This window comes from Streptomyces pseudovenezuelae (assembly GCF_001513955.1).
Classification (GTDB): domain Bacteria; phylum Actinomycetota; class Actinomycetes; order Streptomycetales; family Streptomycetaceae; genus Streptomyces; species Streptomyces pseudovenezuelae.
Genome location: NZ_KQ948151.1, coordinates 532,269 through 559,018, shown reverse-complemented (window position 1 = coordinate 559,018; position 26,750 = coordinate 532,269). Strand labels below are relative to the sequence as shown.

The 26,750-nt window shown below is 69.8% G+C and carries 25 protein-coding genes; 8 read left to right on the top strand and 17 right to left on the bottom strand.

The features are described 5' to 3' along the window. Positions 1–852 precede the first annotated feature (852 nt). Positions 853–1,761: a ParB/RepB/Spo0J family partition protein gene (locus tag AQI94_RS34255; protein ID WP_225890363.1), complete on the top strand. Its 909-nt coding sequence runs from the start codon at positions 853–855 to the stop codon at positions 1,759–1,761. 64 nt (positions 1,762–1,825) lie between these two features. On the opposite strand, the gene AQI94_RS34250 is transcribed toward AQI94_RS34255, so the two are convergent. From AQI94_RS34250 to AQI94_RS34230, 5 genes are all read right to left on the bottom strand, one after another. Then, positions 1,826–3,925: an ArnT family glycosyltransferase gene (locus AQI94_RS34250; RefSeq protein ID WP_051832654.1), complete on the bottom strand. Its 2,100-nt coding sequence runs from the start codon at positions 3,923–3,925 to the stop codon at positions 1,826–1,828. A 245-nt stretch (positions 3,926–4,170) separates the two neighbouring features. Then, positions 4,171–4,449: a GlsB/YeaQ/YmgE family stress response membrane protein gene (locus AQI94_RS34245; protein ID WP_020120489.1), complete on the bottom strand. Its 279-nt coding sequence runs from the start codon at positions 4,447–4,449 to the stop codon at positions 4,171–4,173. Positions 4,450–4,660: 211 nt separating this feature from the next. Next, the gene (locus tag AQI94_RS34240) at positions 4,661–5,422 is read right to left on the bottom strand and encodes a class I SAM-dependent methyltransferase (RefSeq protein ID WP_037944818.1); all 762 of its coding nucleotides are present in this window, start codon (positions 5,420–5,422) and stop codon (positions 4,661–4,663) included. Positions 5,423–5,653: 231 nt separating this feature from the next. Beyond that, on the bottom strand, positions 5,654–6,052 hold the full coding sequence (locus AQI94_RS45400; protein ID WP_031054999.1) for a hypothetical protein: 399 nt from the start codon (positions 6,050–6,052) through the stop codon (positions 5,654–5,656). 40 nt (positions 6,053–6,092) lie between these two features. After that, positions 6,093–6,524, bottom strand: a complete 432-nt coding sequence (locus AQI94_RS34230) for an ATP-binding protein (RefSeq protein ID WP_031055002.1) — start codon at positions 6,522–6,524, stop codon at positions 6,093–6,095. Between the two features lie 149 nt (positions 6,525–6,673). Between AQI94_RS34230 and AQI94_RS34225 the strand changes: the two genes are divergently transcribed. Then, a complete protein-coding gene (locus AQI94_RS34225; protein WP_031055004.1) occupies positions 6,674–7,567 on the top strand; it encodes an aminoglycoside phosphotransferase family protein in 894 nt (297 codons plus the stop codon). Positions 7,568–7,618: 51 nt separating this feature from the next. Next, on the top strand, positions 7,619–8,083 hold the full coding sequence (locus AQI94_RS34220; protein WP_031055007.1) for a hypothetical protein: 465 nt from the start codon (positions 7,619–7,621) through the stop codon (positions 8,081–8,083). Positions 8,084–8,187: 104 nt separating this feature from the next. On the opposite strand, the gene AQI94_RS34215 is transcribed toward AQI94_RS34220, so the two are convergent. Continuing rightward, a complete protein-coding gene (locus AQI94_RS34215; protein ID WP_031055011.1) occupies positions 8,188–9,543 on the bottom strand; it encodes a beta-1,3-glucanase family protein in 1,356 nt (451 codons plus the stop codon). A gap of 280 nt (positions 9,544–9,823) precedes the next feature. Here AQI94_RS34215 and AQI94_RS34210 point away from each other — a divergent pair, with 280 nt between their 5' ends. Then, on the top strand, positions 9,824–11,965 hold the full coding sequence (locus AQI94_RS34210; protein ID WP_031055014.1) for a discoidin domain-containing protein: 2,142 nt from the start codon (positions 9,824–9,826) through the stop codon (positions 11,963–11,965). A gap of 94 nt (positions 11,966–12,059) precedes the next feature. On the opposite strand, the gene AQI94_RS34205 is transcribed toward AQI94_RS34210, so the two are convergent. Both AQI94_RS34205 and AQI94_RS34200 read right to left on the bottom strand, forming a co-directional pair. Then, entirely contained in the window at positions 12,060–13,310 is a 1,251-nt protein-coding gene (locus AQI94_RS34205) for a lactonase family protein (protein ID WP_031055017.1), read from the bottom strand. A gap of 178 nt (positions 13,311–13,488) precedes the next feature. Next, positions 13,489–13,815, bottom strand: a complete 327-nt coding sequence (locus AQI94_RS34200; RefSeq protein WP_051832656.1) for a hypothetical protein — start codon at positions 13,813–13,815, stop codon at positions 13,489–13,491. A 189-nt stretch (positions 13,816–14,004) separates the two neighbouring features. Here AQI94_RS34200 and AQI94_RS34195 point away from each other — a divergent pair, with 189 nt between their 5' ends. Further along, complete coding sequence (locus AQI94_RS34195) at positions 14,005–14,472, top strand: hypothetical protein (RefSeq protein ID WP_031055023.1); 468 nt, start codon at positions 14,005–14,007, stop codon at positions 14,470–14,472. Positions 14,473–14,635: 163 nt separating this feature from the next. Further along, positions 14,636–15,124: a GNAT family N-acetyltransferase gene (locus AQI94_RS34190; protein ID WP_031055025.1), complete on the top strand. Its 489-nt coding sequence runs from the start codon at positions 14,636–14,638 to the stop codon at positions 15,122–15,124. A gap of 110 nt (positions 15,125–15,234) precedes the next feature. Here AQI94_RS34190 and AQI94_RS34185 read toward each other — a convergent pair whose 3' ends face one another. The 3 genes from AQI94_RS34185 to AQI94_RS34175 are packed head-to-tail and all read right to left on the bottom strand — an operon-like array spanning position 15,235 to position 17,542. After that, the gene (locus AQI94_RS34185) at positions 15,235–16,083 is read right to left on the bottom strand and encodes an alpha/beta fold hydrolase (RefSeq protein ID WP_031055027.1); all 849 of its coding nucleotides are present in this window, start codon (positions 16,081–16,083) and stop codon (positions 15,235–15,237) included. 5 nt (positions 16,084–16,088) lie between these two features. Next, positions 16,089–16,628, bottom strand: a complete 540-nt coding sequence (locus AQI94_RS34180; protein ID WP_037944820.1) for a DUF1772 domain-containing protein — start codon at positions 16,626–16,628, stop codon at positions 16,089–16,091. Between the two features lie 53 nt (positions 16,629–16,681). Next, positions 16,682–17,542 carry an NAD(P)H-binding protein gene (locus tag AQI94_RS34175; RefSeq protein WP_031055032.1) on the bottom strand — a complete coding sequence of 287 codons (861 nt, stop codon included), beginning with the start codon at positions 17,540–17,542 and terminating at the stop codon, positions 16,682–16,684. An 81-nt stretch (positions 17,543–17,623) separates the two neighbouring features. Between AQI94_RS34175 and AQI94_RS34170 the strand changes: the two genes are divergently transcribed. Together AQI94_RS34170 and AQI94_RS34165 are read left to right on the top strand one after the other, a co-directional pair. After that, positions 17,624–18,109, top strand: a complete 486-nt coding sequence (locus AQI94_RS34170; protein WP_031055033.1) for a MarR family winged helix-turn-helix transcriptional regulator — start codon at positions 17,624–17,626, stop codon at positions 18,107–18,109. 473 nt (positions 18,110–18,582) lie between these two features. Further along, entirely contained in the window at positions 18,583–19,734 is a 1,152-nt protein-coding gene (locus AQI94_RS34165) for an acyl-CoA dehydrogenase family protein (protein ID WP_031055036.1), read from the top strand. Between the two features lie 27 nt (positions 19,735–19,761). Here AQI94_RS34165 and AQI94_RS34160 read toward each other — a convergent pair whose 3' ends face one another. From AQI94_RS34160 to AQI94_RS34135, 6 genes are all read right to left on the bottom strand, one after another. Further along, on the bottom strand, positions 19,762–20,277 hold the full coding sequence (locus AQI94_RS34160) for a PaaI family thioesterase (RefSeq protein ID WP_199814375.1): 516 nt from the start codon (positions 20,275–20,277) through the stop codon (positions 19,762–19,764). Between the two features lie 73 nt (positions 20,278–20,350). After that, entirely contained in the window at positions 20,351–21,325 is a 975-nt protein-coding gene (locus tag AQI94_RS34155) for an LLM class flavin-dependent oxidoreductase (RefSeq protein ID WP_031055042.1), read from the bottom strand. Further along, on the bottom strand, positions 21,322–23,781 hold the full coding sequence (locus AQI94_RS34150; RefSeq protein WP_031055043.1) for a bifunctional acetate--CoA ligase family protein/GNAT family N-acetyltransferase: 2,460 nt from the start codon (positions 23,779–23,781) through the stop codon (positions 21,322–21,324). The genes AQI94_RS34155 and AQI94_RS34150 overlap by 4 nt, the downstream gene beginning before the upstream one ends. 23 nt (positions 23,782–23,804) lie before the next feature. Then, positions 23,805–24,884: an amidohydrolase family protein gene (locus AQI94_RS34145; RefSeq protein ID WP_031055046.1), complete on the bottom strand. Its 1,080-nt coding sequence runs from the start codon at positions 24,882–24,884 to the stop codon at positions 23,805–23,807. Between the two features lie 98 nt (positions 24,885–24,982). After that, complete coding sequence (locus AQI94_RS34140; RefSeq protein WP_031055049.1) at positions 24,983–25,945, bottom strand: electron transfer flavoprotein subunit alpha/FixB family protein; 963 nt, start codon at positions 25,943–25,945, stop codon at positions 24,983–24,985. A gap of 40 nt (positions 25,946–25,985) precedes the next feature. Further along, the gene (locus AQI94_RS34135) at positions 25,986–26,747 is read right to left on the bottom strand and encodes an electron transfer flavoprotein subunit beta/FixA family protein (protein ID WP_031055051.1); all 762 of its coding nucleotides are present in this window, start codon (positions 26,745–26,747) and stop codon (positions 25,986–25,988) included. Positions 26,748–26,750: the final 3 nt, after the last annotated feature.

The following is a 26,750-nucleotide window of genomic DNA, read 5'->3' as shown; positions in this document are numbered from 1 at the left end:
CCGCTCACGGCCGGCACCCTCGAAATCAGAAGGGGCCCCGGGAGGTGCGTAAGAGTCCGATATCCGGATCCCGTTCACACATGGATAGGAACCGTCTCCGCCGCCGTCCGACGGGGCGAATGCATAACCGCGCGAACGGGCGAAGTACATCACACGACCACTGATCATGCCGACCCCCTACAGACCCGGACCCATTGTCCGGAGAACCTGCGCCGGATCGTAGTCATCGGGTTCCCGTGTGAGCGACTCACGGACCGATGGGAGGTGTGCGGCACCCCCTTGAAAGGGAATATGAAATTCCGTTAAATTCTGCGACAGAATTCGGCCAATGGATTTCGGAACGCCGACGGGGATCGCGGCCGTCGCCGGAGTCGTCCGTGCGGCTTCCCTGGTGGTTTGCCGACGGGCGAAGCGACGGGCGCCGCCCGTCAAGTGCCGAGCATCATGAATTTCCGGTGTTCTGCCGGTCGACAGGCGTGAAGTGGAGCAGCGACGATGGCGTGAGTGAGCCTTGCGGTGCGCTGGGAGGCAGTGGGGCACGGAGGGCTCCCTGCGATCCGCGCCGTGGTTCCGGGCGTGTGGGTGTAGGTGCGACGGGAGCCGGCGGGGCTGGCAGGAGAACGGGAGCAAGTCCGCTTGAGCGGACCGAAAGGTATGCGCAGGTAGAATATCAACGGGGTGAATATTTTGGTTCAGTCGGTTCGTGCGCTGGAATCAACGTCCGATGAAAGTACCGATTTAATCGGTACGGCAAGACATTCCATAGATCCCAGGAAAAGTGCCTTCACTGTTCCGGTCGCCGTACTCCTCCCGGGTGATTCCCTTCGCGCGCTGGGGCAGGACGAAGAACACGTGGCGCGGCTCGCGGAAATCGACGCCGCGCTGCCGCCGATTCTCGTTCACCGGCTCACCATGCGGGTGATCGACGGAATGCACCGGCTGCTGGCCGCCCGGGTCAAGGGTCAGAAGACGATCGAGGTCGAGTTCTTCGACGGAACTCCCGAGGACGCGTTCCTTTACGCGGTGGAAGCGAACATCTCGCACGGGCTGCCCCTCTCCCTGGCCGATCGCCGGGCCGCGGCCACCCGGATCATCGCCTCGCACCCCCAGTTGTCGGACCGGGCCATCGCCCGGGCGGCCGGGCTGGGGGCCAAGACCGTGGCGGCCATCCGTCGCCGCTCGTCCGGGGGCGAACCGCACCTGAGCGCGCGTATCGGCCGGGACGGCAAGGTGCGTCCGCTCAACAGCGTCGTCGGCAGACAACGGGCCGCCAAACTCATCGCGGAACGGCCGGAAGCCTCCCTTCGTGAAGTGGCCCGGCTCGCCGGAATCTCGCCCGCGACGGTCAGTGATGTCCGCAGACGGTTGGAAACCGGTCAGCCACCTGTGACGGAAGGCGCCAAATCCCCTTTGGCGCAAACCAGTTCGGCGCAATCCAGTTCGGCACAGACGCCGCCCGCCGCCAAACCCGGCGCGGACCGCCGCCTGCCCATTGTCCCGGCGGATCCCGCGAACGTGCTCGAAAAGTTACTTCGTGACCCTTCCCTGCGTCACAAAGAGGAGGGGCGGCAATTACTGCGGCTGCTGCGGCAGAACGCGATCGCCGCGAGCGAGTGGGACGAACTGATGGCCGCTGTCCCGAGCCACTGCGGAGCACTGGTGGTGGGCCTCGCACGTCACTACGCCGAGATCTGGACGGATTTCGCTCAGCTGCTGGACGAGCGGGTGCGGATCGAAGGGCGCAAGCCGGACGACAAGTGACCCGGTCCCAGGGCTCCCTCAGGCGTGCGGCCGGTACCGGCCGCACGCCTGACGCGGACGTGCGTCAACCGTCGCACCGGTAGAGGGTGCCCTGCGTGTCCGCACTGTTCCCGCCGTACGCCGTGGCCGGTACGGCGGTGCAGACGGTCTTCACCCAGGAACGCACGCCGGTGATGGCCGGGTTGCCCTTGCCCTGGGTCTGCGCGAAACCCTGCCAGCCGTCGGCGGCGAGGACGACATAGCGCAACCGCCCCTCGGCGACCAGCTGCTTGACGTCCGTCACGGTGGGGGTGGGGGCTCCGCCGCTGAACCCGCCCATCGGCAGCACCTTCGCGCCGGTCGCCAGGATGTAGTTCCAGGACATGACGGCGGAGTCGGTGGCGAAGACGAACGTCGCGCCCTCGCGGTGCCGTTCGGTGTAACGGAGCAGCCCGTGCTGGGAGGCGGTGAGCGCGTCGGACTCGTTCAGGGAGGCTTCCGCGGCGGCGGTGCCCTGCGGTGCGTTGCTGCCGTGCACCACGTTCGCCGCCCTGTGCACCGCGCTGCCGCCGGTGTTGAACGGGCCGGCCGTGGCGTCCATCGCGGTCCCGGAGTACCGCGGATCGAGCACCGAAAGCGACCAGGCAGCGGGCGCCGCCAGCACGGTCACCAGGGAGGCCACCAGGCCGACGGTGGCCAGCCTCCCCCGGTGCAGCCCCTTGCGGTGGGCGAGGGTCAGGGCCGCGATCGCGCCCGCGCCCACCGCCATGAGCAGCCAGGGCAGCCAGGGCAGGAAGTCGGGGTAGAGGAAGCAGAGGAAGACGCTCCACACCAGCTCCGCCGTGACGGCCGTGGGCAGGGCCCAGGTCCTGCGGCCGTCCCGGTAGGCGCGCCAGAACATCACGACGCCGGTGGCGGACAGTGCGGCCAGGGCGGGCGCGAGCATCGCCACATAGGCGGTGTGCGGCACCTCGATCGCGCTGAGCACCCCCGCGCTGACGGTCAACCACAGCCCCCACAGCACGAATCCCCCGCGGATCCTGTCGGTGCGCGGGGTGGTGCGCCGCCAGCGCAGGCCCAGTACCAGGCTCATCAGCGCGAGGGGGTAGAGCCAGCCCACCTCGGGTGCGAAGCGGCTGCCGAGCAGCTTGCCCGGTGTGGGACCGCCACCGGTGGACCCGTCGTCGGAGGGTCCGGCACCGCTTCCGGCTCCGTCCGGCCGGCCGGGAGCCGGGGCGCCGGCGTTCGGCGGGGCGCCCGCGGTGCCGACCGAGCCGGTCATCTGGTCGACCGAGCCCTCTACCAGGTCGCCGGAGAAACGGTTGAAGCCGTTGTAGCCGAACACCATGGTGACGGCGCTGTTGTCGGTGGTGCCGTCGACGTAGGGCCGATCGGCGGCCGGAGTGAGGGTCAGGAGCAGCACCGAGGACAGCGAGACCACGGCCGTGACCGCGCCGGCGGCCAGGACGTGGCCGGTTCTTCGGCGCAAGGATCCGGCGGCCAGGAGCAGGTAGGCGAGGGCGAGGGCCGGCAGGACCACCCAGGCCTGCAGCATCTTGGTCTGGAAGCCCACCCCGATCCAGGCACCGGCCGCCAGCAGCGGCAGCAGTCTGGCGCCGAGCACGGCCCGCTGGCAGGCGTCGGCGGCCAGGACCAGGCACATGGTCAGCGCGCCGTCCTCCATCGAGTGCCCGAACATGGACGCCAGTACGGGGGTCAGCGTCATGATGGCGGCGGCGAGGAGACCCGGCACGGGACCGGACCAGCGCCGCACCACGCGGTAGGTGACGAGCACCGTGACCACGCCCTCGACGACCTGAGGGAGCGTCAGCGACCATGTGTGGAAGCCGAAGACGCGGGCGGAGAGCGCCTGCGGCCACAGGAACCCGGCGAGTTTGTCGATGGTGAGGGTGGCGCCCGGGTCCAGTGCGCCGTAGAAGAACGCCTTCCAGCTCTCCGACATGCTGCGGGCGGCGACGGCGTAGAACGGGGCGTATCCGCTGGTCGTGATGTTCCAGGAGTAGAGCAGGGCGGCCAGGGCGGCGACAGTCAGAAGCGCGGGGCGCGCCCAGCGTGGCTGGTCCGCGGGGGACTTCCACACCTCCCAGCCACGCCGGACGCGGGCCTTCGGAGGGGATGTGGGTTCGGGTAAGGAAGCGGTGGGGGAGTCGAGAGCGGTAGTCATGACGGTCCATCACTCTCGCGTGATGAGGTGTCCATGACAGAAAGGGTAGGAGCGACTCCGCTGTTCAGACCAGGACGGCCGCCGGTCGGAGACGGACGACGAGCGGGTCGTTCGAGGTGCCTGTCACAAGGGAGATCCCGCTACCGGGGGCGGTTCCGGACCCGGTGAGCTCCCTGCGCGGCTGACGGCCGAACACGCCTCGGCCGGCCTGCCGATCAACGGCGAGGCCGGCCGAGGTCCGCGGATCAGGCGTGGCGGTGGGAACGTCGGTTGCCGGTGACCACTCGGTACAGCACGAGCAGGATGAGGGAGCCGACGATGGCGGCTATCCAGGTCGACAGGTCGAAGAAACCATCGATCGAGTCGACACCGAAGATCACCTTGCCGAGCCAGCCCCCGAGCAGGCCGCCGACGATGCCGATCAGCATGGTGATGATGATTCCGCCCGGGTCTTTGCCGGGAAGCAGAAGCTTGGCGATCGCGCCGGCAAGCAGGCCGATCAGAATCCAGGCGATGATGCCCACGGTCTCCTCCTCGTTCAGAAATACCTTCCCCACCCGAATGCGCACGGACGGGAAAGATAAACCTGAAATAAAGGTGACCGGCGTGGGGCGGACGGCCCCATGGCGCATACCCCGAGCTCACCGCGCTGCCCCGCCGGCATCTGAGCGAGATCATCGACGCGCTGACTGCTTTCCGGGGCGGGGCCGGAGTGGTCGGAGAGGCGACCCGCCTTCAGACCGCTGCGAGGAAGACGTACGCCGTCATCGGGGCGGTGACCGGCCCCGGACCCAGACGGGCCGCCATCTCCTCGATGACCGTGGCCCGGACGGCCGGTCCACCGCCGCGCTCCTCGACTGCCGCGCGCACCGGTGTACCGGTGAGGTACCCGGTGGCAAGGTCGGCGGTCGACGCGGCCCGGCCCTGAAGCGTCAGTTCCTGCTCGTCCTCGACAGCGAACCCTGCGGCCGCCAGATCGGCGGCCACGACCGCGGGGTCGCAGTACCCGTGCGGAAACGTCGGAAAGAACTGCGGCGGGTCGTCCGGAAAGGCCCGCTCCAGCCCCGCCTGCAACGCGACCTCGAAAGAGTGCGTCGCGAGAGGGCCCCAGGTGTTGAACAGAAACCGGCCGCCCGGCGCCAGCACCCGGTGGATCTCGCCGAAGGCCGCGACGCGGTCGGGAAAGAACATCACGCCGAACTGGCAGACCACCAGGTCGAAGCCTCCGTCGGGGAACGGCAGCCGCTGCGCGTCTGCCTGCCGCCACACCGCGCCCGGGGCCCGGCCCGAGCCGAACGTGACCATGGCCTCGTTCAGATCCGTGGCCGTCAGCTCGACCGAGGGTGCCGCCGAGAGCAGGACCGACGTCAACACGCCGGTCCCCGCGGCCAGTTCGAGGACACGGCCAGGGCTCAGTGCCGCCGCCCGGGCGGCCAGGTCCTCGGCGAAGGGCCGGAAGACCACCGGCACGAGGTACTGCTCGTAGGCGACCGGCATGGACTCGGACCACCGCCGGTCGGCATTGATTCCTGTCACCTCATGACGGTAGCGCCGCGTGAGGAACCCCACGCCCTGCCGCGCCGCCACGCGGTGCGACGGTGAGGAGGAGAGGTGTGAACTGACCACGGCTGCGGTCGTCCCGACGCCCGCCCTTTCGGAGCGCCGAGATCGACACGGTCCTGATGCCGCCGGATGTCTGGCCCCGCCTCACAAGTCCCGGACCAGCCGTCAGGACTCGCTCGTCCGAGTGCGCCCTGGAGCCGCCTCATCGCTGCCCGGAGCGCGCCTCTCCGTGCGATAGTCGTAGTACGCCCACACCGCGACCGCCACGCAGGCCGTCAGCCCGACTGCCACGACCCGGACGGTCCCGCTGGTCAGGGCGGCGGCCAGACCCGTGAGACCCGCGCCGCAGAGCATGAGCATGCGACTGATGAAGCGCTGCTTGGGCGGCTGGGGCTCCTCCCGGTCCTTGAGATCGTGCACGGCGTCACGAGCCGGATGGGCGGAACCGCGCCGGACTCGGGCCCGGTAGGTCAGCCCGTAGCTGATCAGCGCGTACAGCGCGACGGCCCCAAGGGTCCAGAGCCAGGCGTACGGGTCGTCACTTGATCCTCGTGCCAGATACATGACGCTGCCCTCCACAGCCGTCTTCACCGGTCAGCGGAACTCAACTGGGGCTGCCGCCACGGCCGGTGGCGGCAGCAGGATCGGCGGGGCGGAAGCAAGCCGTCACCGTCTTGCCATGCCGCTGGCACCTGGTTCCCCAGTCATCGGCGAGCTTGCGCACGATGGACACCCCGCGGCCGGAGAGCGCGCCCTGGTCCGCTTCGCGCTGCCGCGGCAGCGACGGGTCGTCGTCGTGGACGCTCACCTGCAGACAGTCACCGTCCCAGGTGAGGATCAGGTGCGCGTCGCTGTGCGCGTGGATGTGCGCATTGGTGATCAGCTCGGACACCGCCAGCACGATGGCGTCCACCGTGTCCGGTTCGGCGGCGGTCCACGGCAGGGACTCAAGACGCCTGCGGGTCCACTCCCGGCCCACGCGCACTCCTTCGGACATGGGGAACGAGTGCGCCCACCCCATCGCCTTCACCGCCACTGTCCGACTTCCTCTCCTGGACCCACCAAACGTCGCGTGCACGCTCCGTGTACCCGGCGTCCGGGTCGACAGGCATGACGACGCCGTTCTTCGAGGACGCGGTCGATATCAGGTGATCCACGCCCGCCTCATCGGTACTGTCACGTTGTATGACCGCTACCGAGATCACCGCCGACCTGGTGCGCAACCTCCTACGGGAGCAACACCCAGACCTCGCAGACCTGGCCATCCGTGAGGTGGCGGGCGGCTGGGGCAACCAAATGTGGCGTCTCGGGGACGAGTTGTCCGTACGCATGCAGCGTATGGATCCCACCCCGGAGATGCAGCTCAAGGAGCGGCGGTGGCTCCCCGTGCTGGCTCCGCGACTGCCGCTCCCGGTGCCGACCCCGGTGCGGTTCGGCGAACCGTCCGAGCGGTTCCCCAAGCACTGGACCGTGATGACGTGGGTCCCCGGTGAACCGCTGGACCACGCACCGATCAGCCGAGGCGACCACGCGGCCGACACGCTGGCGGGCTTCCTCCGGGCGCTCCACGTGGAGGCGCCCGCCGATGCGCCGATCGCCGCGGACCGCGGTGCCCATCCCAAGAACTGCACGGACGGCTTCGAGAACTTCCTCCAGGCCGTGGCCCTCGATCGCGACATCGCCGCCGACACCCGGGCCGTCTGGGACGAGGCCGTCGCGGCTCAGGCGTGGGACGGCCCACGAGTGTGGGTGCACGGCGACCTCCATCCCGCGAACGTCGTCGTATCGGACGGAACGCTCTCCGGCATCGTCGACTTCGGCGACATGTTCGCCGGCGACCCGGCGTGGGACCTCGCCGCCGCCTGGGTGCTGCTTCCCGCGGGCACGGCCTCAAGGTTCTTCACCACCTACGCACAGGCCGACGAGGCGGCGATCCGGCGTGCCCGTGGACTGGCCGCGATGAAGAGCCTCTTCCTGATCCTGATGGGGCAGAACGGAGATCGCGGCCTTCCCGGCGGCAAGCCGCATTGGGGGCCTGCGGGCCGGGCGGCACTTGATCGAGTTCTGAAGGGCGTCTGACGCACGCGGCGGTGGAATTCGGGGTCGACGTCCGTGGTGGAGGATGGTCCTGTGCACGCTCCCTTCGATGATCCCGGGCTCCGTCGTGTCTCGCCGGGCGAGTACCCCCTGTGGGACGAGGCTCTTGCGCTCCTCAACCGGGACCTGGCAGTGACGCTTCCTGAGCAGGGGCCCCTGCGACTGGTGGCCCAGCCTTCCTATGAGGCGGGGGAGCCGGAGTATGTGTACGTTGCGTTGGCCAACGGCGAGTGGCACGGCGGTCATCTGTACCCACAGGTGGCCGAAGACCTCGCTCATGCTGTGGCGATCGTCGCCGACGCCGCGCAGGACACCGTCGCTGAGCGTCTGTGGCAGGCATGGCCCCTGTGCGTCGAACACAACCTGGGCATGCATGCGCGCGAGGTGGAGGGGCGGCTCTCCTGGTGGTGCGCCGGAGAACGGTCACGTGTCGGGGCGGCCCACACCCGAGCGGCCGTGGGCGCACTGGACAGGGGCGCGTCGTCCCCGACGAGCTGAGCCGCACCCTCCGGTCCGGCCCAGCCCCGGGCTCTCCTCAACCGCCCCAACGGGGTTGTGCGGCACGGCTGTTCATCGTGTTCAGCCCTTTCCAGGTGCCCGATCTACCAGCCGACAGCGACCAGGAGCCACTGCGGGTTGGCGTGCGAGATGAAGGAGGACTGGCCCGCCACGTCGTCGTAGGGGAATCCGTAGGCGAGGTGGTTGATGGCGTTGTCGTGCCAGAACCTGGCGTAGTAGTTCGCCGGTGCCGCCTTGTAGAACTGGGCCGGGTCGGACTGCTGGGAGGCCGGCAGCGTGGCGACGTGACGGTTCAGGGCGGCGCACATGTCGGGGTTGCCCGCCAGGGAGGCGGCGCAGCCGAAGATGTCGGAGGTGGCCGCGTTCACGCCCACGGACTGGGCGTAGGCGGTGAAGTAGTTGGCGTTGGCGCCGCCCGCGCGGAAGCTCGGGTCGCTGCCGGGTGCGATGATCCGGTACGGGGCCTGGGTCTGGGCCAGCACCTTGAACTCGCCCGGTACGGCGGTGGTGAAGCGTTGGAAGGTGGTGGCGCGGTCCTCGGCGAAGGTCTGCCGGTTCTCGCCGACCTCGACGTCGTAGCCGTCCTTCGTGTGCAGGCGCATGGCCAGCTTCAGGCCGAAGGCGTCGACCCGCGTGGTGTTGCCGTTGAAGACGTTGTTGCCGACGGTGAACTCGATGAAGTCGTAGTAGGGGCCGTTGGGTGAGCCGAGGTAGAAGTACATGCGCCCCGCGGAGTTGGCGGGCATGTCGAGGTAGGGCTGCTCGGCGATGGAGTGCGTTTGACCGTTGAAGCTCCAGTACACCTGGCTGTCGGGGTACTTGCCGTTGGTGCGGTTGAGGATCTTCACCTCGACGGCGTTGCTCGCCGGGGGTATGTCGGTGGTGCTGCCCCAGAAGTCGTCCGGCGGAGTGGTGCCGCCGGGGCCGTAGACCTGGAACTCCCACAGGGAATAGCCGTACGGGGTGCCGCGCGCGGTGCCGTAGAGGCGGACGTAGCGTCCGCTGCCGGAGACGGTGATGTTCTGGGTGCCGCCGGTGGCGTTGGTGGCCGAGTGGACGGTGGTCCAGGTGGTGGCGTCGGTGGAGATCTGGATCTGGAAGGCGGTCGCGTAGGCCGCCTCCCAGTTGAGGCTGACGCGGCTGAGCTGCTGGACGGAACCGAGGTCGACCCGTATCCATTGCGGGTCGGAGAAGGCGGAGGACCACCGGGTGCCGGTGTTGCCGTCCACGGCCGCGCTCGCGGGTGTGCCCGCGTTCTCGGTGGACGAGGCGGTGGCCGGTCTGCCCTGGGACAACAGCTGCTCCGCGGCGCGCGCGGGCGTGGGTGCCAGGACGGTGAAGAAGGCGGCGATCAGGGTGACGACCAGTCCGAGCGCCGCGCGTGAGCACGCGGCGCCGGGTGGGGGACTGCTGGTGGGGGCGCTGGCGATCCTCTGCATGTGAGTCTCCTCAAGCCGGTGCGGCGTGCGGGGGGATGGAGCAACAGCAGACGTGAGAGCGCTCTCTCGCCGAGGAATGTTGAGGGCATGACAACAACATGTCAAGGGATGCGGCCCGAGAAGACCCGGAAAGATTTCAACTTCCGAAGGCTTGCCGAAGGTTGTAACTCATTAGTTAAATCAAGACGTGAACTAAGCGCCGCCGCGGCGAACGCACCATGTCCCCAGGTCCTGCCGTCGGCGCTCCCCAGGTTTCCCCGACGCACCCGCAGGAACCTTCATGAGACTCAGATCCCTGGGTGTCGCGCTGGCCGCCACGGCAGCCCTGATCACCCTGCCCATCACCCGACTCCCCGCTGCGGCGGCCGCGAGCGCCGACACCAACCTGTCCCAGGGCAGGATCGCGACATCCTCCACCACCGAGAACGCCGGCACTCCCGCGAGCGCAGCCGTGGACGGCAACACCGGCACCCGATGGTCGTCGGCAGCGAGCGACGACCAGTGGCTGCAGGTCGATCTCGGCGCCGCCGCCTCCATCAGCCAAGTCGTCATCAACTGGGAGACCGCCTACGGCAAGGACTACAAGATCCAGGCCTCGAACGACGGCAGCGCGTGGACCGATCTGCGCTCGGTCACCGGTGGGGACGGCGGGACCGACACCCTCGACGTGTCCGGCCAGGGCCGGTACGTACGGCTCCTGGGCATCCACCGCGCCACCCAATGGGGCTATTCCACCTGGGAGTTCCAGGTCTTCGGCACCACGGGCGGCGGCAGCGGCCCCATCCAGGGCGGCGGAGACCTCGGCCCGAACGTGATCGTGGTGGACCCGTCCACCCCCAACCTCCAGCAGAAGTTCGACCAGGTCTTCGCCCAGCAGGAGTCGGCGCAGTTCGGCTCAGGGCGCTACCAGTTCCTGCTCAAGCCGGGCACCTACAACGGCATCAATGCCCAACTCGGCTTCTACACCTCGATCTCGGGACTCGGGCTCAACCCCGACGACACCCAGATCAACGGTGACGTCACCGTCGACGCGGGCTGGTTCAACGGCAACGCCACCCAGAACTTCTGGCGTTCGGCGGAGAACCTCGCCATCAGGCCCTCCAACGGCACCGACCGTTGGGCCGTGGCACAGGCCGCACCCTTCCGCCGCATGCACATCCAGGGCGGCCTCAACCTCGCGCCCAACGGCTACGGTTGGGCCTCCGGCGGTTACATCGCCGACTCGAAGATCGACGGCACCGTCGGCCCCTACTCCCAGCAGCAGTGGTACACCCGCGACAGCTCTGTCGGCGGCTGGACCAACGGCGTGTGGAACATGACGTTCACCGGGGTGCAGGGCGCGCCGGCGACCAACTTCGACTCGGGCCCGTACACCACCCTCGACACGACGCCCGTCTCCCGCGAGAAGCCCTTCCTGTACCTCGACGGCAGCACCTACAAGGTGTTCGTGCCCGCCAAGCGCACCAACGCGCGCGGGGTGTCCTGGCCGGCCAACGCCGGTACCTCGCTCCCGCTGGACCAGTTCTACGTCGTCAAGCCGGGCGCCACCGCCGCCACCATCAACCAGGCGCTGGCCCAGGGGCTCAACCTGCTGTTCACCCCCGGGGTCTACCACCTCGACCGGACCATCGACGTGACGAGGCCCGACACGGTGGTGCTCGGCCTGGGCCTGGCCACGCTCGTGCCGGACAACGGCGTCGACGCCATGCACGTGGCCGACGTCAACGGCGTACGCCTCGCCGGCTTCCTCATCGACGCCGGCCGCGCCAACTCCGACACGCTGCTGCGGATCGGCGAGCCGGGCGCCTCGGCCGACCACTCGGCCGACCCGACCACCATGCAGGACGTCTTCGTCCGGATCGGCGGGGCGGGCCCGGGACTGGCCACCAACTCCGTCGTCGTCAACAGCGACGATGTGGTCATCGACCACACCTGGCTCTGGCGCGCCGACCACGGCGACGGTGTCGGCTGGGACACCAACCGCGCCGACTACGGGCTGAAGGTCAACGGCGACGACGTCCTGGCCACCGGCCTGTTCGTGGAACACTTCAACAAGTACGACGTGCTGTGGAGCGGCGAACGAGGCCGCACGATCTTCTTCCAGAACGAGAAGGCCTACGACGCCCCGAACGCCGCCGCCATCTCCCATGACGGCATCGTCGGCTATGCCGCCTACAAGGTCGCCGACACCGTGACGCAGCACGAGGCGTGGGGGTTGGGCAGCTACTGCAACTACACCTCGGATCCCTCCATCGTGCAGCACCACGGCTTCCAGGTGCCCGTCAGATCCGGGATCAGGATGCATGACCTGCTGGTGATCTCGCTGGGCGGCAAGGGGCAGTACGCCCATGTCGTCAACGACACCGGGGCGCCTACGTCGGGCACCGACACGGTGCCCTCCAAGGTCACGCAGTTCCCCTGACCGAGTCCCTCTGATCGAGGCGGAAGTATCGCCGTCGACCCGCCGCCGAGGCCGCAACTCACAGGCCTCGGCGGCGGGTCGACGGCACTCGGTGTCACATCGCGGCGATGCCCTCCATTCCGGACTCGGCGAACGGGGGCAGGCCCTTGACGGTTGTGACCTTGCTGAGGGATCCGTCCCTCTCGACACGGAAACCGTCGACCGTGCCGGAGGTGGCGTTCTGGACGTAGACGAACTTCTCGTCCCCGGTCACGGCAATGTCGATCACGCCCTGCGACGCCGAGGAGGGCGGTGTGGCGAGGCCGACCTTGTCGGTCAGGGCGAGTCGTCCGTGCTTGTCCATGCGGTACCCGGTGACAGTGGAGTTGCCGGTGTTGCCGCCGTAGAAGAAGTCGCCCGCCCGCTCCAGCCAGCACAGAACCTCCTGGCCGTTGGCGAGCGGCTTCTGAAGAACCTTCAGTTTGCCGTCGCGGCGCACCTGATAGGTGGTGACCGTGGACTTCCCCGCCTCGGCGACCAGCATCCGGCTGCCGGAGCTGTCGAAGCTGATCGCGAAGGGCACGGTGCCGGCTGACGTGTTGACGACCGGTTCGGCGACGGCAGGCCGGCCGTCCTTCTTCAGCGGGAAGACTTCGACGGTGTTGTTCCCCTTGGTGGTCACCACCAGGTTGCGGCCGTCCGGGGTGATCTCGACTTCACCGGGCGAGGTGTCGAACCGTGGTATGTCCTCGTTGGCCAACCCCAGGGACCGGAAGGACCCCTGCAGCGGCGCGAGCCCCTTCTTCGTGATCCGGAAGCCCTGGACGCTGCCCTTGCCGCCCGCGTTCATGACGTACGCGATCTTGCCGCGCACCGCGATGCTGGAGGGGAATTCCCCACCTGTGTCCAGGACTTGACGGCGCTGCAGTTGTGTTCCCTCGGTGTGGAAGGACGTCAGCGTGCCGCTGCCCGCGTTGACCGCCAGCAGCATGGCGGAGTCCTTGTCGTAGACGAGGGAGCCCTGGGAGGCGAGGGAGTCGGTGGGGGCGTCGACCTGGTCGCCGCCCCGGCCGCCCGTGGCGTAGTTGCCCACGGGTTTCAGCTTGCCCTGGCCGTCCCGTGCGAAGACGTGGATGGTGTTGCCGTGCAGCTCGTTGCCCTGAACGAAGACGGCACGCTCGGTTCCTCGGGATGCCCCGTGCTGGCTCGCCGAGGCCAGGGACACGGCCACGGTGGCTGCCGCGACGGCGGCGAGGGCGACGCCCCCGACCAGGATCCGCCGCGACCTGGACTTCGCCCGGTGACCGCGGCGTCCACCGGCCCTGCCGCTCGGCCGGTGCTCACTCTGCTCGCCGTACACGTTCATGTCCCGCTCCCTTGATCCTCATCAGCGTTGCCTCGTCCCCGTGGGGTGTCGGTGGACGAGACAAGAGTGGCCAAGGCGGTCCGTGAGGTGGGTGGGAACGGAGGGCACGTCAGACTCTCGTAATCTGAGCGCCGGTTGGGGAGGGCGAGCCGGGACAGCCGACGCCCCCGCTTCGAGGTCATCCCACTTGGTGGCCGTGTGGGGACTCCGCGACAAGTCGAGCCATCTCGCGCAGGCGGTGCCAGTACTCCGGGGCGTCCGCTTCGCTGAGTACAGGTATGACCAGGTCGAGACGGGCGATGCAGCGAAGCAGACCGGTCCGACCTCGCGCTTCGAGCTCGCCGCCGTTCTTGATCCAGGTGAACACCCAGCCCGCGGTGTCCGAGTCCAGCATCACCAGGTCGAAGCCGGCCCGATCCGCGCCGGCCAATCCAGCAGGAAACGGCAATTGCCTGAACTCTTGGTACAGCTGTGACACGGCGGCCAACACGGTTTCGTTGTTCACGTGGGCCATCCTGCAGCAGAGGGGAGTGCGGGCGATGGTGTGGTGGTTTCACTCCGGTCGGCCACCAACCGAGACCTCGCCCCGGTAGACCCGGGGAAATGATGCCGGCGGCAGGAAAGTCGCCCGAACGCGCCTTCAGTAGCATCACGTCGCTGGATCACGCTCCCATCTGACGAATCGAGTGCGCCCATGAGTGACGATGTCCTCTCCGTCATTCCGACCGACCCGCACTGGCAGCCCGAAGAGACAGCGGCTGACCGTACTGCGTCGATCGTGGAGGATCTGGCCCCCGGCCTCCCTGACGGCGTCGACGTCGAGATCGACGTCACCTGGCACGACACGCTCACCGTTGTCGACTGTGGTCAGAATCTGGAGAAGATCGGTTGTCCCCACTGCGGCGCGTCGATCGACATCGAGTGGTGGGCCGACCTGCTGGAAGCCCACGGGGACGACGGCTTCGCCACCCTCGCCGTGGTGGTCCCGTGCTGCGGCGCCGCGACGTCGCTGGACGTACTGGACTACGACTGGCCCTGTGGCTTCGCGCGATTCGAGATCGCCGTCTGGAACCCCGAGCGTCTCTGGTTCAGCCACGATGAGCTGACGGTCATCGGGCGCGCACTGGGGCATCCCGTCCGGCAGGTCAGGGCCCATATCTGACGCACGTTCGTCGGCCCGTGAGGGACCTCGTTGATCGTGACCAGGGTGCGGCACGTCGACCGGCTCGTGGTGCCGGAGATGTGCGAGGCGCCGGAGCCGGGGGCCTGGGCGCCACGCCCGACCCGCCGCACGTCGGTGCATCCCGGTGCGAAATACTCTTCCGATGAGTTCACGCACTTCCCCGATCAGCCAGCGGATCACGATCCGGAGGGCTGTCGCTCGCGACGCCAAACGGCTCACGCGGCTCGTGCGTGGCTCAGGCGCCTACGCGGGCAAGTACGAGGCCGCGGTCGCCGGCTACCGGGTCGGTCCTGCTTACATCGAGGCCCACCGCGCTTTCGTAGCAGTCGACGCCGACGATCCCGTAGGACGAATCCTCGGGTTCTATGCACTCGTCCTGGCTCCGCCGGAGCTCGACCTGCTGTTCGTCGCGGACGATGTGCAGGGACGGGGGATCGGGCGGCTGCTCGTGGCGCACATGCGGTCCGAGGCCCGTGCCGCCGGGATCGACCGAATCAAGGTCGTGTCGCACCGTCCCGCCGAGGACTTCTATCAGCGCGTCGGTGCGGTGCGGACGGGGACTGCGCTCGCGAACCCGCCCGCCGTGCCGTGGGACCGCCCCGAATTCGAGTTCCGCATCTCTTCGGAGTGACGGGGTGTGCCGTCGTCGCTGCCCTGCGTGGTGATCGCCTGCCGCCGGAGCCGGCGCCCTGTGAACTGCTCACTGCGGACACGCTCGGATGTGCCCGGAGTCGTGGAAGGTCAGGCATCGGTGAACGCACGGATGTGTCGTGCGAGTTCGGTCGGTTGGTCCAGGGGGATGAGGGTGTGGCTGTCCGCGATTTCGACGAGTCGTCCGTGAGGGAGGAGCTCGGCGAGGCGTCGGCCGTGGGCGGGTGGCATGACGCGGTCTGCGCTTGCCCAGACCACCAGGGCGGGCTGCTCGAAGCGCGGCAGGCGTTCGGCTGCGTCGAGCAGGATCTCGGTGTCTGCCGTCGCGGCTCGCAGCATTCGTACGGCGTCCCGGCGAATCTCGGGCCGAGTCATGACGGGCTTTGTCCACCGAACGGTGGCGGCGTCTCCGCGCAGGGTCAGCCACCCGAACGCGAACGGCAGGCGCCGGAGCGGCCGTAGTCGCATCTGCTGCATGAACAGTCCGAACATACGAGGTTGGAGTCTGCCGGTGAGCGCGAGCGTCTTGCCTGTCAGGCCTGGCGGGAAGTTGTCGAACGCGTCGCACGAGACGAGCACGGCCCGTGCCACACGTGGGGCGCTTTCAGGGGCGCTTTCACACATGAGCAGTTGGACGAGTGCTCCGCCGGTGTCGTTGCCGACGAGCGTGACCTCGTGGAGATCGAGGCGGTCGAGGAACTCCGTGACCAGCCGTGCGATGCCGGGCAGCGACAGGTCGGCGTCGACGGACATCGGGTGACGGTGCGCACCGAACGGCAGGGTCGGCGCGATGCACCGGTGGTCTGCGGACAGGTCGGCGATCGGCCCGTCCCACAGCGAGGCGTCCATCATCCATCCGTGCAGGAGGACGACTGTGGGGCCGTCGCCGCCGGTGTCCTCGTACGCGATGGTCCCGGAGGACAGTTCGATCTCCCTCATGTCGGTCACCTTCCTGTGCGTCGGTGGGGTGGGGAGTCCTCTGGTACGGCGGGGAGTTCGTGGGGCGGGGAAGGCGGTGTCCCCTGATGGGGGCCGCGCGGTGTTCGCGTCGCGTCGGCGATCAGAGCTCCGAAGGCGAGGACGGCTGCGCCGGTCCGCACGGTGTGGGCGATCTGCCAGCGATCGCGTACGGCCGCCCAGTCCGCGGGCGGCGCCTGCACGCTCCAGTCGAGCTGGTCGGTGTTGATCGGCATATTGATCACGAGGGTCAGGGCGAGAATGCCGACCAGCAGGGTGAGTGCCGTCAGCGTCCACCAGGGGGTGTGTCCTCCCTGTCGGAACGTGAAGGCGACGAGCAATCCCGTGGTGATCAGTGCAGGCGGCAGCGTGACGATCGCGAGCGTGTCCAGGGCGTCGAGTTCGACGTGGCGCACCTGGGTGTAGACGTGACCGTCGAAGCCCCGCAGGAACCGTTCGAGGACGAGCACGGCCACGAGGAAACCCGTGAAGACGCCTGTGAACCAGAGACCGGCACCTCGCGTCATCCTGGCAGCCGGGCTGTTCGGCGCGTTCGTTCCTGTTCGCTCGTGCTGAGGACTCATGAGCGGGCCGGGGAGGCGAAGGCGGCGCGGTTCTCGGCGGCCCACGCGGCGAAGGTGAGGGCGGGGCGGGCCAGGAGTTGTTCCACGGTGTCCGTGGACGGGCCCGGCTTGTCCGCGTAGTCGGCCAGGGAGCCGAGGAGTCGGTCGGGGATGTCCTCGGCCAGGCCCTGGGCGAGCATGGCCTGGCGGACCTGTGCCGGGGCGAGCTCCTGGAAGGCCAGGTTCCGGCCGATGGCCTCGCCGATGAGGCGGACCTTGTCCCGCTGGTCGAGTGTCTGGGGGCCGGTGAGCAGGTAAGCGTGGCTCGCGTGCACCGCGTGATCGCGGGCGGCGAGCGCGCGTACGGCCACCTCCGCGACGTCGCGCTGATGGATCGGCGAGCTCGCCGCGCCGCCGTAGGCGCCCCGCACGACGCCGGTCGCACGGATCTGCGGAGCCCAGGCCAGCGCGTTGGCGGCGAAGTCGGAGCACCGCAGGAACGTCCACTGCAGACCGGAGCGCCTGACAGTGTCTTCCACCGCCCGGAACGCGTCGGCGAACCGCTGGTGTCCGGCAGGGTGCTCCACGGTCGAGGCCGACAGTGCCACCACCCGCCGCGCACCCCGGGCCGCGACCAGCGCCAGCAGCTCCGCGGCGGCTCCACCGACGGCGCGTGGGCTGAGCAGGACGCCCTCTATGCCGTCCGGCATCTCTGTGAGGCTGTCCGGCCTGGACGGATCCCCGGTCACCACCTGCGCGCCGTCGGGCAGGACGGCGGCTGGATCGCGGGTGACCGCCACCACCTTGTCGCCGTTCTGCAGCAGGAGGCGGACGGCTTCCCGTCCGACGCTTCCGGTCGCTCCGATCACCACGAACATGTCGATGCCCCCTTCGCCGACCCTCGTTCGAGTGCCGTAATATACGAGAACCGTAGCATATTGATTTGAGAGGCGTACATTATGACTCCCGTAGCATCTGGGGATGCGGACCGTCGTCGGCGGCGGGCCACGGTCGAGGTCAAGCAGGGGCTGCGCGAGCTGGGTGCCGAGCTGACTCTGCTGAACCGTCGGGTCGGCGCGCGCCTCGGACTCAAGGACGTCGACCTGGACTGTCTCGACCTCATCAACGCCCATGGCCCGCTGAGCCCGACCGCCCTGGCCAGGCGGGCCGGGCTGCATGCGGCCACGACGACGGGTGTTCTCGACCGGCTCGAACGTGCCGGCTGGGTGGCCCGCGACCGCGACCCGGCGGACCGTCGCGCCTTCCTGGTCCGAGCCCTGCGCGACCGCAACGCCGAACTGCTGGAGCTCTTCGCCGGGATGAACTCCTCGGTGGAGCGGATCTGCGCCGATTACGAGGATGCCGACCTCGAACGGCTCGCCGACTTCCTCCGTCGTACGGCTGACGCGGGACGAAACGCGTCCGAGGAACTGGCCGGCAACTGACACCCGACGCCCGGCCGGGAGGCGTCGGAGCGTCCCCTCCGTCACCGGCCCGGCGGTGAGGTTGCGAGCCTCTCGCGGTACGGGGGTGGTCCTTCGGCTCGGTGGTCGGCGGGCACCTCCCGCACTCGCCGTGCCGCGACGGTGCTGCGCCTGCGCGGACCGGAAGCCCGGGCGTCGGCGCCCGCATGCCCTGCATGTCAGGTCTCCGCCGGATGCGTCAGTGCCGCGTGCGCCGCCAGGGCGCCCTCCTGCCCGGCCCGGCGGAGTCGGCTTCCGGATCGCCGTAGCCGCGATGGGGGTCTGGCTTCCTCGCCTGTGCGTGCCGAGCGGTCTTCGGCCCTCGCGTCGGGAGGGTGGTCGCCTCGCGCGGCGGCGCGCAGCCGGCCGCGGTGCGGCAGTACTGCCGCTGGCCTCTATCCGCTAACATAGAACAATTAGATAGATGAATAGCCTAGTGCTGGCGAGGAGTGGCCGTGGACTTCGGGCTGACCGATGAGCAGGACCTGTTGCGTGCGACGGCTCGGAAGTTCGTCGCCGACGTGTGCCCGGCCGAGAAGGCCAAGCAGTGGGACGAGGAGGGGGTCGTACCGCCCGAGCTGTTCGGCGGTATGGCCGAGCTGGGGTGGTTCTCGCTCCCGTTCGCCGAGGACGAGGGCGGTGACGGGGGCGGCCCGCTGGAGCTCATCCTGATCGCCGAGGAGCTCGGACGGGCCAGCTTCGACGTGGCCATGTGCTACATCGGGGTGCTCATCCCCGGCATCACGGTGTTCCGGTGGGGCAGCGAGGCGCAGCGCGACTTCATCCGCGAGCAGGTGATGACGGGCCGTCACCGGCTCGCCGTCGGCCTCAGCGAGCCGGACAGCGGCTCCGACGCCGCGGCACTGCGCACCACCGCCGAGGACCACGGGGACGACTTCCTCGTCCGTGGCCAGAAGGCCTGGTGCACGGGTGGCGGCCTGCCCGACACGACCATCGCCACGTATGTGCGGACCGGGCCCCGCGAGCCCAAGCACGGCGGCATCAGCCTGCTGCTCGTCGATCCCGCGACCGAGGGCGTCGAGGTGCGCCGGACGCCGACGCTTGCACGGCACATCCTGGGCACCAACGAGGTCTTCTTCAACGACGCCCTGGTGCCGAAGGAGAACCTCGTCGGACCGCGCGACGAGGGCTGGAAGGTGATGCTCTCCAACATCGAGCTGGAGAAGGTGATCATCAGTGGAGGCTATCTGGGCGCCGCGCAGGCCACGCTCGACGAGATGCTCGACTACGCCCGCAACCGGCACGCTTTCGGCCGGCCGATCGGCAACTTCCAGGCCCTCGCCCACGCCATGGCCGACCTCCAGACCGAGATCGACTCCGCCCGGCTGCTCGCCTACCGGGCTGCCTGGCTGCTCGCCCAGGGCAAGCCGTGCACACGGGAAGGGTCGATGGCGAAGCTGAAGGGCTCGGAGACCTACGTGGCGGCCGCCCGGCTCGGGATGCAGGTCTGCGCCGGGCACGGATTCTCGACGGAGAGCGTGATGAGCTTCCGGTACCGGGAGTCGATCGTCGCCACGATCTCCGGGGGCACGAGTCAGATCCAGCGCAACGGCATCGCCCGCAGCATGGGGCTCAGGTCCTACTGAGCCCCGCCGGCCTGCCGGCTGTTGTTCCTATCGAGCCTCGTCGTCCTGGCCCGCAAGCCACTCCTGGTGCCGTGCGAAGTGGCCCCGGTCCCGGGTCACCCAGATCCCGGAGACCCGGGCCAGCACGGCCCGCGTCGGCAGCAGCACCATCTCGCCCGCGATGTACCAGCGGCTGCCCTCCCGCTTCTCCACCCAGGCCCGGACCTCCAGCGGCCGCTGCACCGGCACCGGCTTCACGAAGCTCACGGTCAGTTCCGCCGTCACGCTCAACACCCGGTGCAGCAGCGGCAGATGGCCTAGGCAGTCGTCCAGTACGGCCGCGGTCCAGCCGCCGTGCGCCACATCGGGCCCGCCCTCCTGGTCCCGCGGGCAGGACAGCTCGAACCGCGCCGACCCGTCCTCGTCGAGCCGCTCGCGCTCCACTCCCAGCCGGCAGGAACCGGCGGCGCGGCACGCCCCGCACAGGGCGACCCCGCCGGGGGTGCGGGGCGGCTCCTGGAAGTCCGCCCCGGCCCAGGGACCCGTCGGTGGCGTCGTGGACATGGTGTGGCTCCTCTTGTCGGACGTTGGAGTGGCGGACACCGAAGTGGCACGCCGAAGTTCGGACATCGGAATGTCAGATGTCGGCCAGCAGCGCGCGCAGCTTCCCCGCGATGAGCTGCACCTGCCGGGCCACCATGTCCTCGGGCATCCCGGCCAGCGAGGCCCACAGGAACACGCCCTCCACCGGCAACCCGGCCACGTACGCCTTGATGGCATCGGCGACGTCCTGCGGAGTGCCGTAGAGGAACTGACCGACACCGGTCGCGCTCAGCCCCGTCTCCCGCCACTTCTCGGGGTCGATGGGGCGGGGGAGCGGCTGGTCGGTGCCCTCCACCATGTACCGGCGGTAGCTGTCCCACTGGTACGCCAAGTGCTTGCGCACCACCGGCCAGTCGCCGTCGGGGTCCTCGGTGACGAATGTGGTGAACGAGCCCTGCATACGGCCCGCCGCCACGTCGTACCCGTTCTCGGCGAGCCCTTCCCGGTACGGCGTCAGCAGCGCCGGGTTGAGCGACAGCAGCCCGGTGCCGAGCCGTCCGGCCCGGCGGGCGCCCTGCGGGCCCTGGTAGCCGAGCCAGATCGGCAGCGGATCCTGGACCGGTCCCGGGGTGACCAGGGATTCGGCCCACAGGCCGCGGATCTCCCGTACCCGCTGATCGGTCGTGGTGTAGCGCTTGGCGAGGTCGGCGCCGTACAGCCGGTATTCGGGCACCCGGTAGCCGGTGCCGAGTCCGAGGTCCAGGCGGCCGTCGCTGATGAGGTCCACGAGGGCGGCCTGTTCGGCGATCTCGGGGGCCGCGTGCAGGGGTGCGGGGATGACCGCGGTGCCCAGGCGGATCAGCCGGGTGCGCGCGGCGGCAGCCGCGGCCATGGTGAGCGGCTGGGGGAGATAGCCGTCCTCGAAGCCGTGGTGTTCGGAGAACCAGACCGAGTCGAGGCCGAGCCGGTCCGCCTCCTCGCACATCTCCAGGGCGAAGCCGTAGACCCGCGACCAACTCTGTTGCCACGGCGGCGGGTTGCGCAGATCGAAGTAGATGCCCACCTTCACGAGGAACCTCCAGCTGCTGTGTTGTCGGCCAGTTGGATCGTCGCGTGCGCGACGGCCACTCCGTCCCCGGGCGGCAGGAGCCGTACCGGGCGCAGTTCCAGCGCCTCGATCTCGGGGTGATCCTCGACCATCGCCGAGATGCGCAGGACGGTCTCCTCCAGGGCCCCGAGGTCCACCCCCGGGCCGCCGGTCCGGCCGTCCAGCAGTGGGGCGGCCCGCAGCGAGCGGACCATCTCGCGGGCGTCACGGTCGCTGAGGGGGGTGACGCGGTGGGCGACGTCCGCCATGAGATCGGCGTAGTCCCCGGTGAGGCCGAAGGCGACCACCGGGCCGAAGACCGGGTCGGCGCGGACGGTGAGGAACGCGTCCGGTCCGGCATGCGATCCGGGGCCCGGTGCACCTCCGCGCACGGCGATCCCGTACGCGGCGAGCAGTTCCGCGACGACCGCCGCGGGGACGGGACCGGGGGCGCGGGAGGCGATCAGCGACCGGGCCCGCTCGGTGTCGACGCTCGCAAGGTCGGGTACGACGCCCGCAGGGGTGCTGCGCCAGCTCTGGTAGGCCGCCGCGTGTCCGAGCGAGGTGGCCGCGGCCTCGGGGAACGTGTACGTCGGGACGACCAGGTCGCCGCGGTGCAGAAGGTCGGCGACGCCCGCGCCGCCCAGGAAGCTGGCCAGCACCGGTTTGTCGGGCCGGGCCGCGGCCGCGTCGAGGATCGCCGACGCCACTTCGTCGGGCTTGTCCGCCAGCGGCGGCATGAACAGGACGACGGCCGCGTCGATGCCGTCGTCCGCTAGGGCGGCGTCCAGGGCCTGCCGGTAGTGGGCGGCCGTGGCGGTGGGCGTCAGATCGATCGGGTTGGAGACCTCGGCGTGGGGCGAGAGGACGGGACGGAGCGTCTGCCGGGTGCGCTCACCCAGCGCGGGCACGCACAGCCCGCTCGCCGCGCACGCGCCGACCGTCAGCGCCGCCGGGCCGCCCGCGTTGGTGATCACGGCGACCCGGTTCCCGGGTGGGGGAGGCTGGTGGGCGAGCAGCAGGGCGACGTCGAACAGCTCCTGGAGACTACGGGTGCGGATCACGCCGGACTGGGCGAACAGCGAGTCCACCGCCGAGTCCGCGTGGCCCGGGTGGACCGCGACGATGGGCTTGCGCGGTGCGATCCGGCGGGCGACACGGGCGAACCGGCGCGGATCGCCGAAGGTCTCGACATGCAGCAGGATCACCGAGGTCCCTGGGTCCTCCTCCCACCACTGGAGCAGTTCGTCGGTGGAGACGTCGACGGCGTGGCCCACCGACACGAAGCCGGAGAAGCCGAGTCGCAGCCGCCGGGCGTAGTCGAGCACCGCGAGCCCGAGCGGCCCGGACTGGCTGGACATCGCCACCCGGCCGGGCGTCGGCAGGGCGGGCGAGAAGGTCGCGGCCAGGCGCGCCGCGGGGGTCGTGTTGACCACGCCCATGCAGTTCGGGCCCACCAGCCGCATCCCGGAGGCGCGGGCGAAACGGGCCAGCTCCAGTTCGCCGGCTCGCCCCTCGGCTCCGGTCTCTCCGAAGCCCGTCGAGACGACGACCACCGCCTTGACCCCTGCCTCCGCGCACTCCCTTACGACACCGGGCACCGCCTCGGCGCGTACGGCCACCAGCGCCAGGTCCGGCGGCTCGGGCAGGGCGCGGACGCTTGCGTACGCCCGCGCCCCGGCGATCTGCTCGGCCCGCGGGTTGACGGGGAACACGCGGCCGGCGAAGCCGCCCCGCAGCAGGTTGGCGACGATCTCGTGGCCGATCGTCAGCGGGTCGCGGTTGGCGCCGATCACGGCGACCGAGCGCGGTTCGAGCAGGGGCTTGAGCGAGCGCCGTACGGCCGTCTGCTCGCGCCGCTCGGCCCGCGCCACGGCCTGGGCCTGCGGGTCGACGGCGATCTCGAAGTGGATGATCTGGCCGGGCGGACCGGCTTCGGTACGGTAGCCGGAGCCGAGGAACACGTTGATCATCCGGGCGTTGTCGGCGAGGACGTCGGCCTCCAGCACACGGATGCCCCGTGCCCGCGCGGCGGCGGCGATGTGCTCCAGGAGCAGCCTGCCGAACCCCTCGCTCTGGTGGTCGTCCCGGATGGTGAACGTGACCTCGGCGTGCTCCGGTTCCTCCGGGTCACGGACGTAACGCACCAGGCCGGCGATCTCGTCACCGGCCAGGGCGACGAGCGCAAGCTCGTTGAGGTAGTCCACGTGGGCGCCGCGCCGGATGACGTCGTCGCGGGCGCGGACCACCGGGCCGAGGGAGCGGTAGGCCAGCGTGGCGCGGGACAGGGTGCCGACGAACTCGACCAGGCGGTCGGCGTCCTCCGCCCGGATGGGCCGGACGAAGGTCGACCGCCCCGTCCTGACGAGTCCGGGCCGTTCCAGGTCCTCGGGATACGAGGGGTGCGGGGAGTCCGAGGGGTACGAGTGAGTGGTCACCGCAGTGGTTCCGTCGGCGCCGCTCAGACGGCCGCCTCCTGGGGAGTCTGGTCCGGCAGGCGGAAGAGCTCGTTGAAGGTGCCGCGCGTGACGCGCTCGCGGATGTCGTCCGGCACGCCGTCGAACAGGTCGTGCAGCGTGGACTGGGTGTGGCCGTAGGTGCCTTCCAGGTGGGGGTAGTCGTCGCCCCACATCACGTTGCGGTAGCCGGTCGACTCGACGATCTCCACCGAGCTCTTGTCGTGCTGGAAGGAGGCGTACACCTGCTGCCTGATGATCTCGCTGGGCAGCCGGCTGAGCTTGGGCCGGACGAACATGCCGTGCTGGCGGTAGGCCTCGTCCATCCGGTCGCCGATGGCCGGCACCCATCCCGCGCCGCCCTCCGCGATGAGGATCCTCAGGTCGGGGTGGCGGTCCAGGGCGCCGCCCGCGACCATGTGGGACACGACGCGCATGCCCGGGTAGGTCGTCTCCATGTAGTTGACGACCGCGCCGCCGGGTCCGCGGAAGACGACGTTCTGCGCGCCGGTGCCGATGTGGAAGCCGAGCACCAGCCCCGCCCGTTCGACCGCGGTCCACAGCGGCTCCCAGCGCTCCAGGGCGTATTCCTCGCCCGGTCGCGTCGAGCACGGCAGGAAGACGGCCTTGAACCCCAGCTCCGCCACCCGTTCCACCTCGGCGACCGCGTCGTCGATGTCGGCGGTCGAGAGGCAGGCGGTGGTGATGACCCGCTTGTTCTTGCTGAGGATCTCCTCGTGGGCCCAGTCGTTCCAGGCCCGTACGGTCTCCCGGGCCAGCTCCCGGTCGGTGATCGACACCAGCCAGAACCCCATGGAGGGGAAGGCCAGTTGGGACCACACACCCTCCTGGTCGAGGTCCTTGAGGCGGACCTTCAGGTCCCAGGCGCCCGGCGGACGCATGGCGTCCATGAAGTCGCCGAGCTGTCGGTCGATGCGCTCCCCGTCGATGTAGAGCATCTCGTACTTCTCGCCGCGCTCGCTGCGCGGGGCGCGGGCGCCGAGCCGTGCGGGCAGCCTGTCGGTCCACACGTCGGCGGGTTCCATCACATGGGAGTCCCCGGAGTTGACCCAGATCTTCGTCATGACGCTCCTTCGGGTCAGGGCTGCAAGCTCAATGGATGTAATCAGTTAGCGATTTTAGTTGTATGGATGGCCGAAGGGAAGGCCGGGAGGAGTGGAGATCAGCTCCGGCGCCGCTCGATCTCGTCCACCAGCTGCGGCAGCACCGCGAAGAGGTCCCCGACCACGCCGTGGTCGGCGAGTTCGAAGATCGGCGCGTCGGCGTCCTTGTTGACGGCGACGATGGTCTTGGACGTCTGCATGCCCGCCCGGTGCTGGATCGCGCCGGAGATGCCGGCGGCGAGGTAGAGCTGCGGGGAGACCTGGGTGCCGGTCTGCCCGACCTGGTGGCTGTGCGGATACCAGCCCGCGTCCACGGCCGCCCGGGACGCCCCGACGGCCGCGCCGAGCGCGTCGGCGACCCGTTCGATGAGGGCGAAGTTCTCGGCGCCGTTCACCCCGCGCCCGCCGGAGACGACGACGTCGGCCTCGGTCAGTTCGGGCCGGTCGCCGCGCTCCCGGGGTGTGCGGGACAGGACCCGGACGGCGTGCGAGGCCGGGCCGAAGGTGACGTCCTGCTTCTCGACGACGGGATCTGCGGGGGCGGCCTCGGGGGCGGCGGCGTTCGGCTTGACCGTGATCACCGGCACGCCCTGGGTGACGTGCGCGGTGACCTGGTACGTCGCGGCGAACGCCGACTGCTCGGTGACCGGTCCCTCGGGTCCCGCGGTGACGTCGACGGCGTCGGTGATGAGTCCGGAGCCGAGCCGCAGCGCGACCCTCGCGGCGATCTCCTTGCCGTCCGGCCCGGACGGCAGCAGGATCGCGGCCGGTCCGGTGCGTTCGGCGAGTTGGGTAAGGGTGTCCACGGCCGGGGTCACGAGGTATTCGTCGACCTCGGGGGCGTCCACGACGTAGACCTTCCGGGCGCCGTACCGGCCGAGCACCTCGGTCGCGCTGTCGGCGCCCGGCCCGAGGAAGACGGCGGAGGGTTCGCCCAAGCGGCGGGCCAGGGTGAGCAGTTCGAGGGTCGGCTTGCGTACGGCACCGTCGACGTGGTCGACGAGGACGAGGATCTCGGCCACGGTGATGCAACTCCTTCAGGTATGTGAGGTCGGGGCGCGGTCAGATGAACTTCTTGGTGGTGAGGAACGCGGCGAGTCCGATGCCGCCCGTCCCCTCGTCGGCGACGATCTCGCCCTTGGCGCGCGGCGGGCGCCGGGTCGCGGTGTCCACGGCCGACCGCGCTCCGGCCCGGCCGACCTGTGCGGCCTCGATGCCGAGATCGGAGAGACCGAGGGTCTCCACCGGCTTCTTCTTCGCGGCCATGATCCCCTTGAAAGAGGGGTAGCGGGCGTCCCCGGAGCGGTCGGTCACCGAGACGACGGCCGGCAGGGCGCCCTGAATCCGTACGGTGGCGCCCTCGCCCTCGCGGCGCCCGGTGACGGTGCGGTCCTCGATCGCCAGCTCTTCGAGGTGGGTGACGGCCGGGACGCCGAGCCGCTCGGCGAGCAGCGCGGGCAGCACGCCCATGCTGCCGTCCGTCGAGGCCATCCCGCACAGCACGAGATCGAAGCCGTGCCGCTCGATCGCCTTGGCCAGCACCAGTGACGTGCCGAACGCGTCGCTGCCCTCGATGTCCTCGTCGCTGACATGGATCGCCGCGTCACCGCCCATGGCCAGGGCCTTGCGCAGGGCGTCGCGCGCGTCGTCCGGGCCGACGGTGAGAAAGCTGATCTCGGCGTCGGCGTCCGACTCGGACAGGCGCAGCGCCTGCTCGACGGCGTATTCGTCGAGTTCGGACAGCAGTGAGTCGACCGCCTCCCGGTCGGTGGTGCCGTCCTCGGAGAAGGTGCGGTCCGCCGTGGCGTCGGGGACGTGCTTCACGCA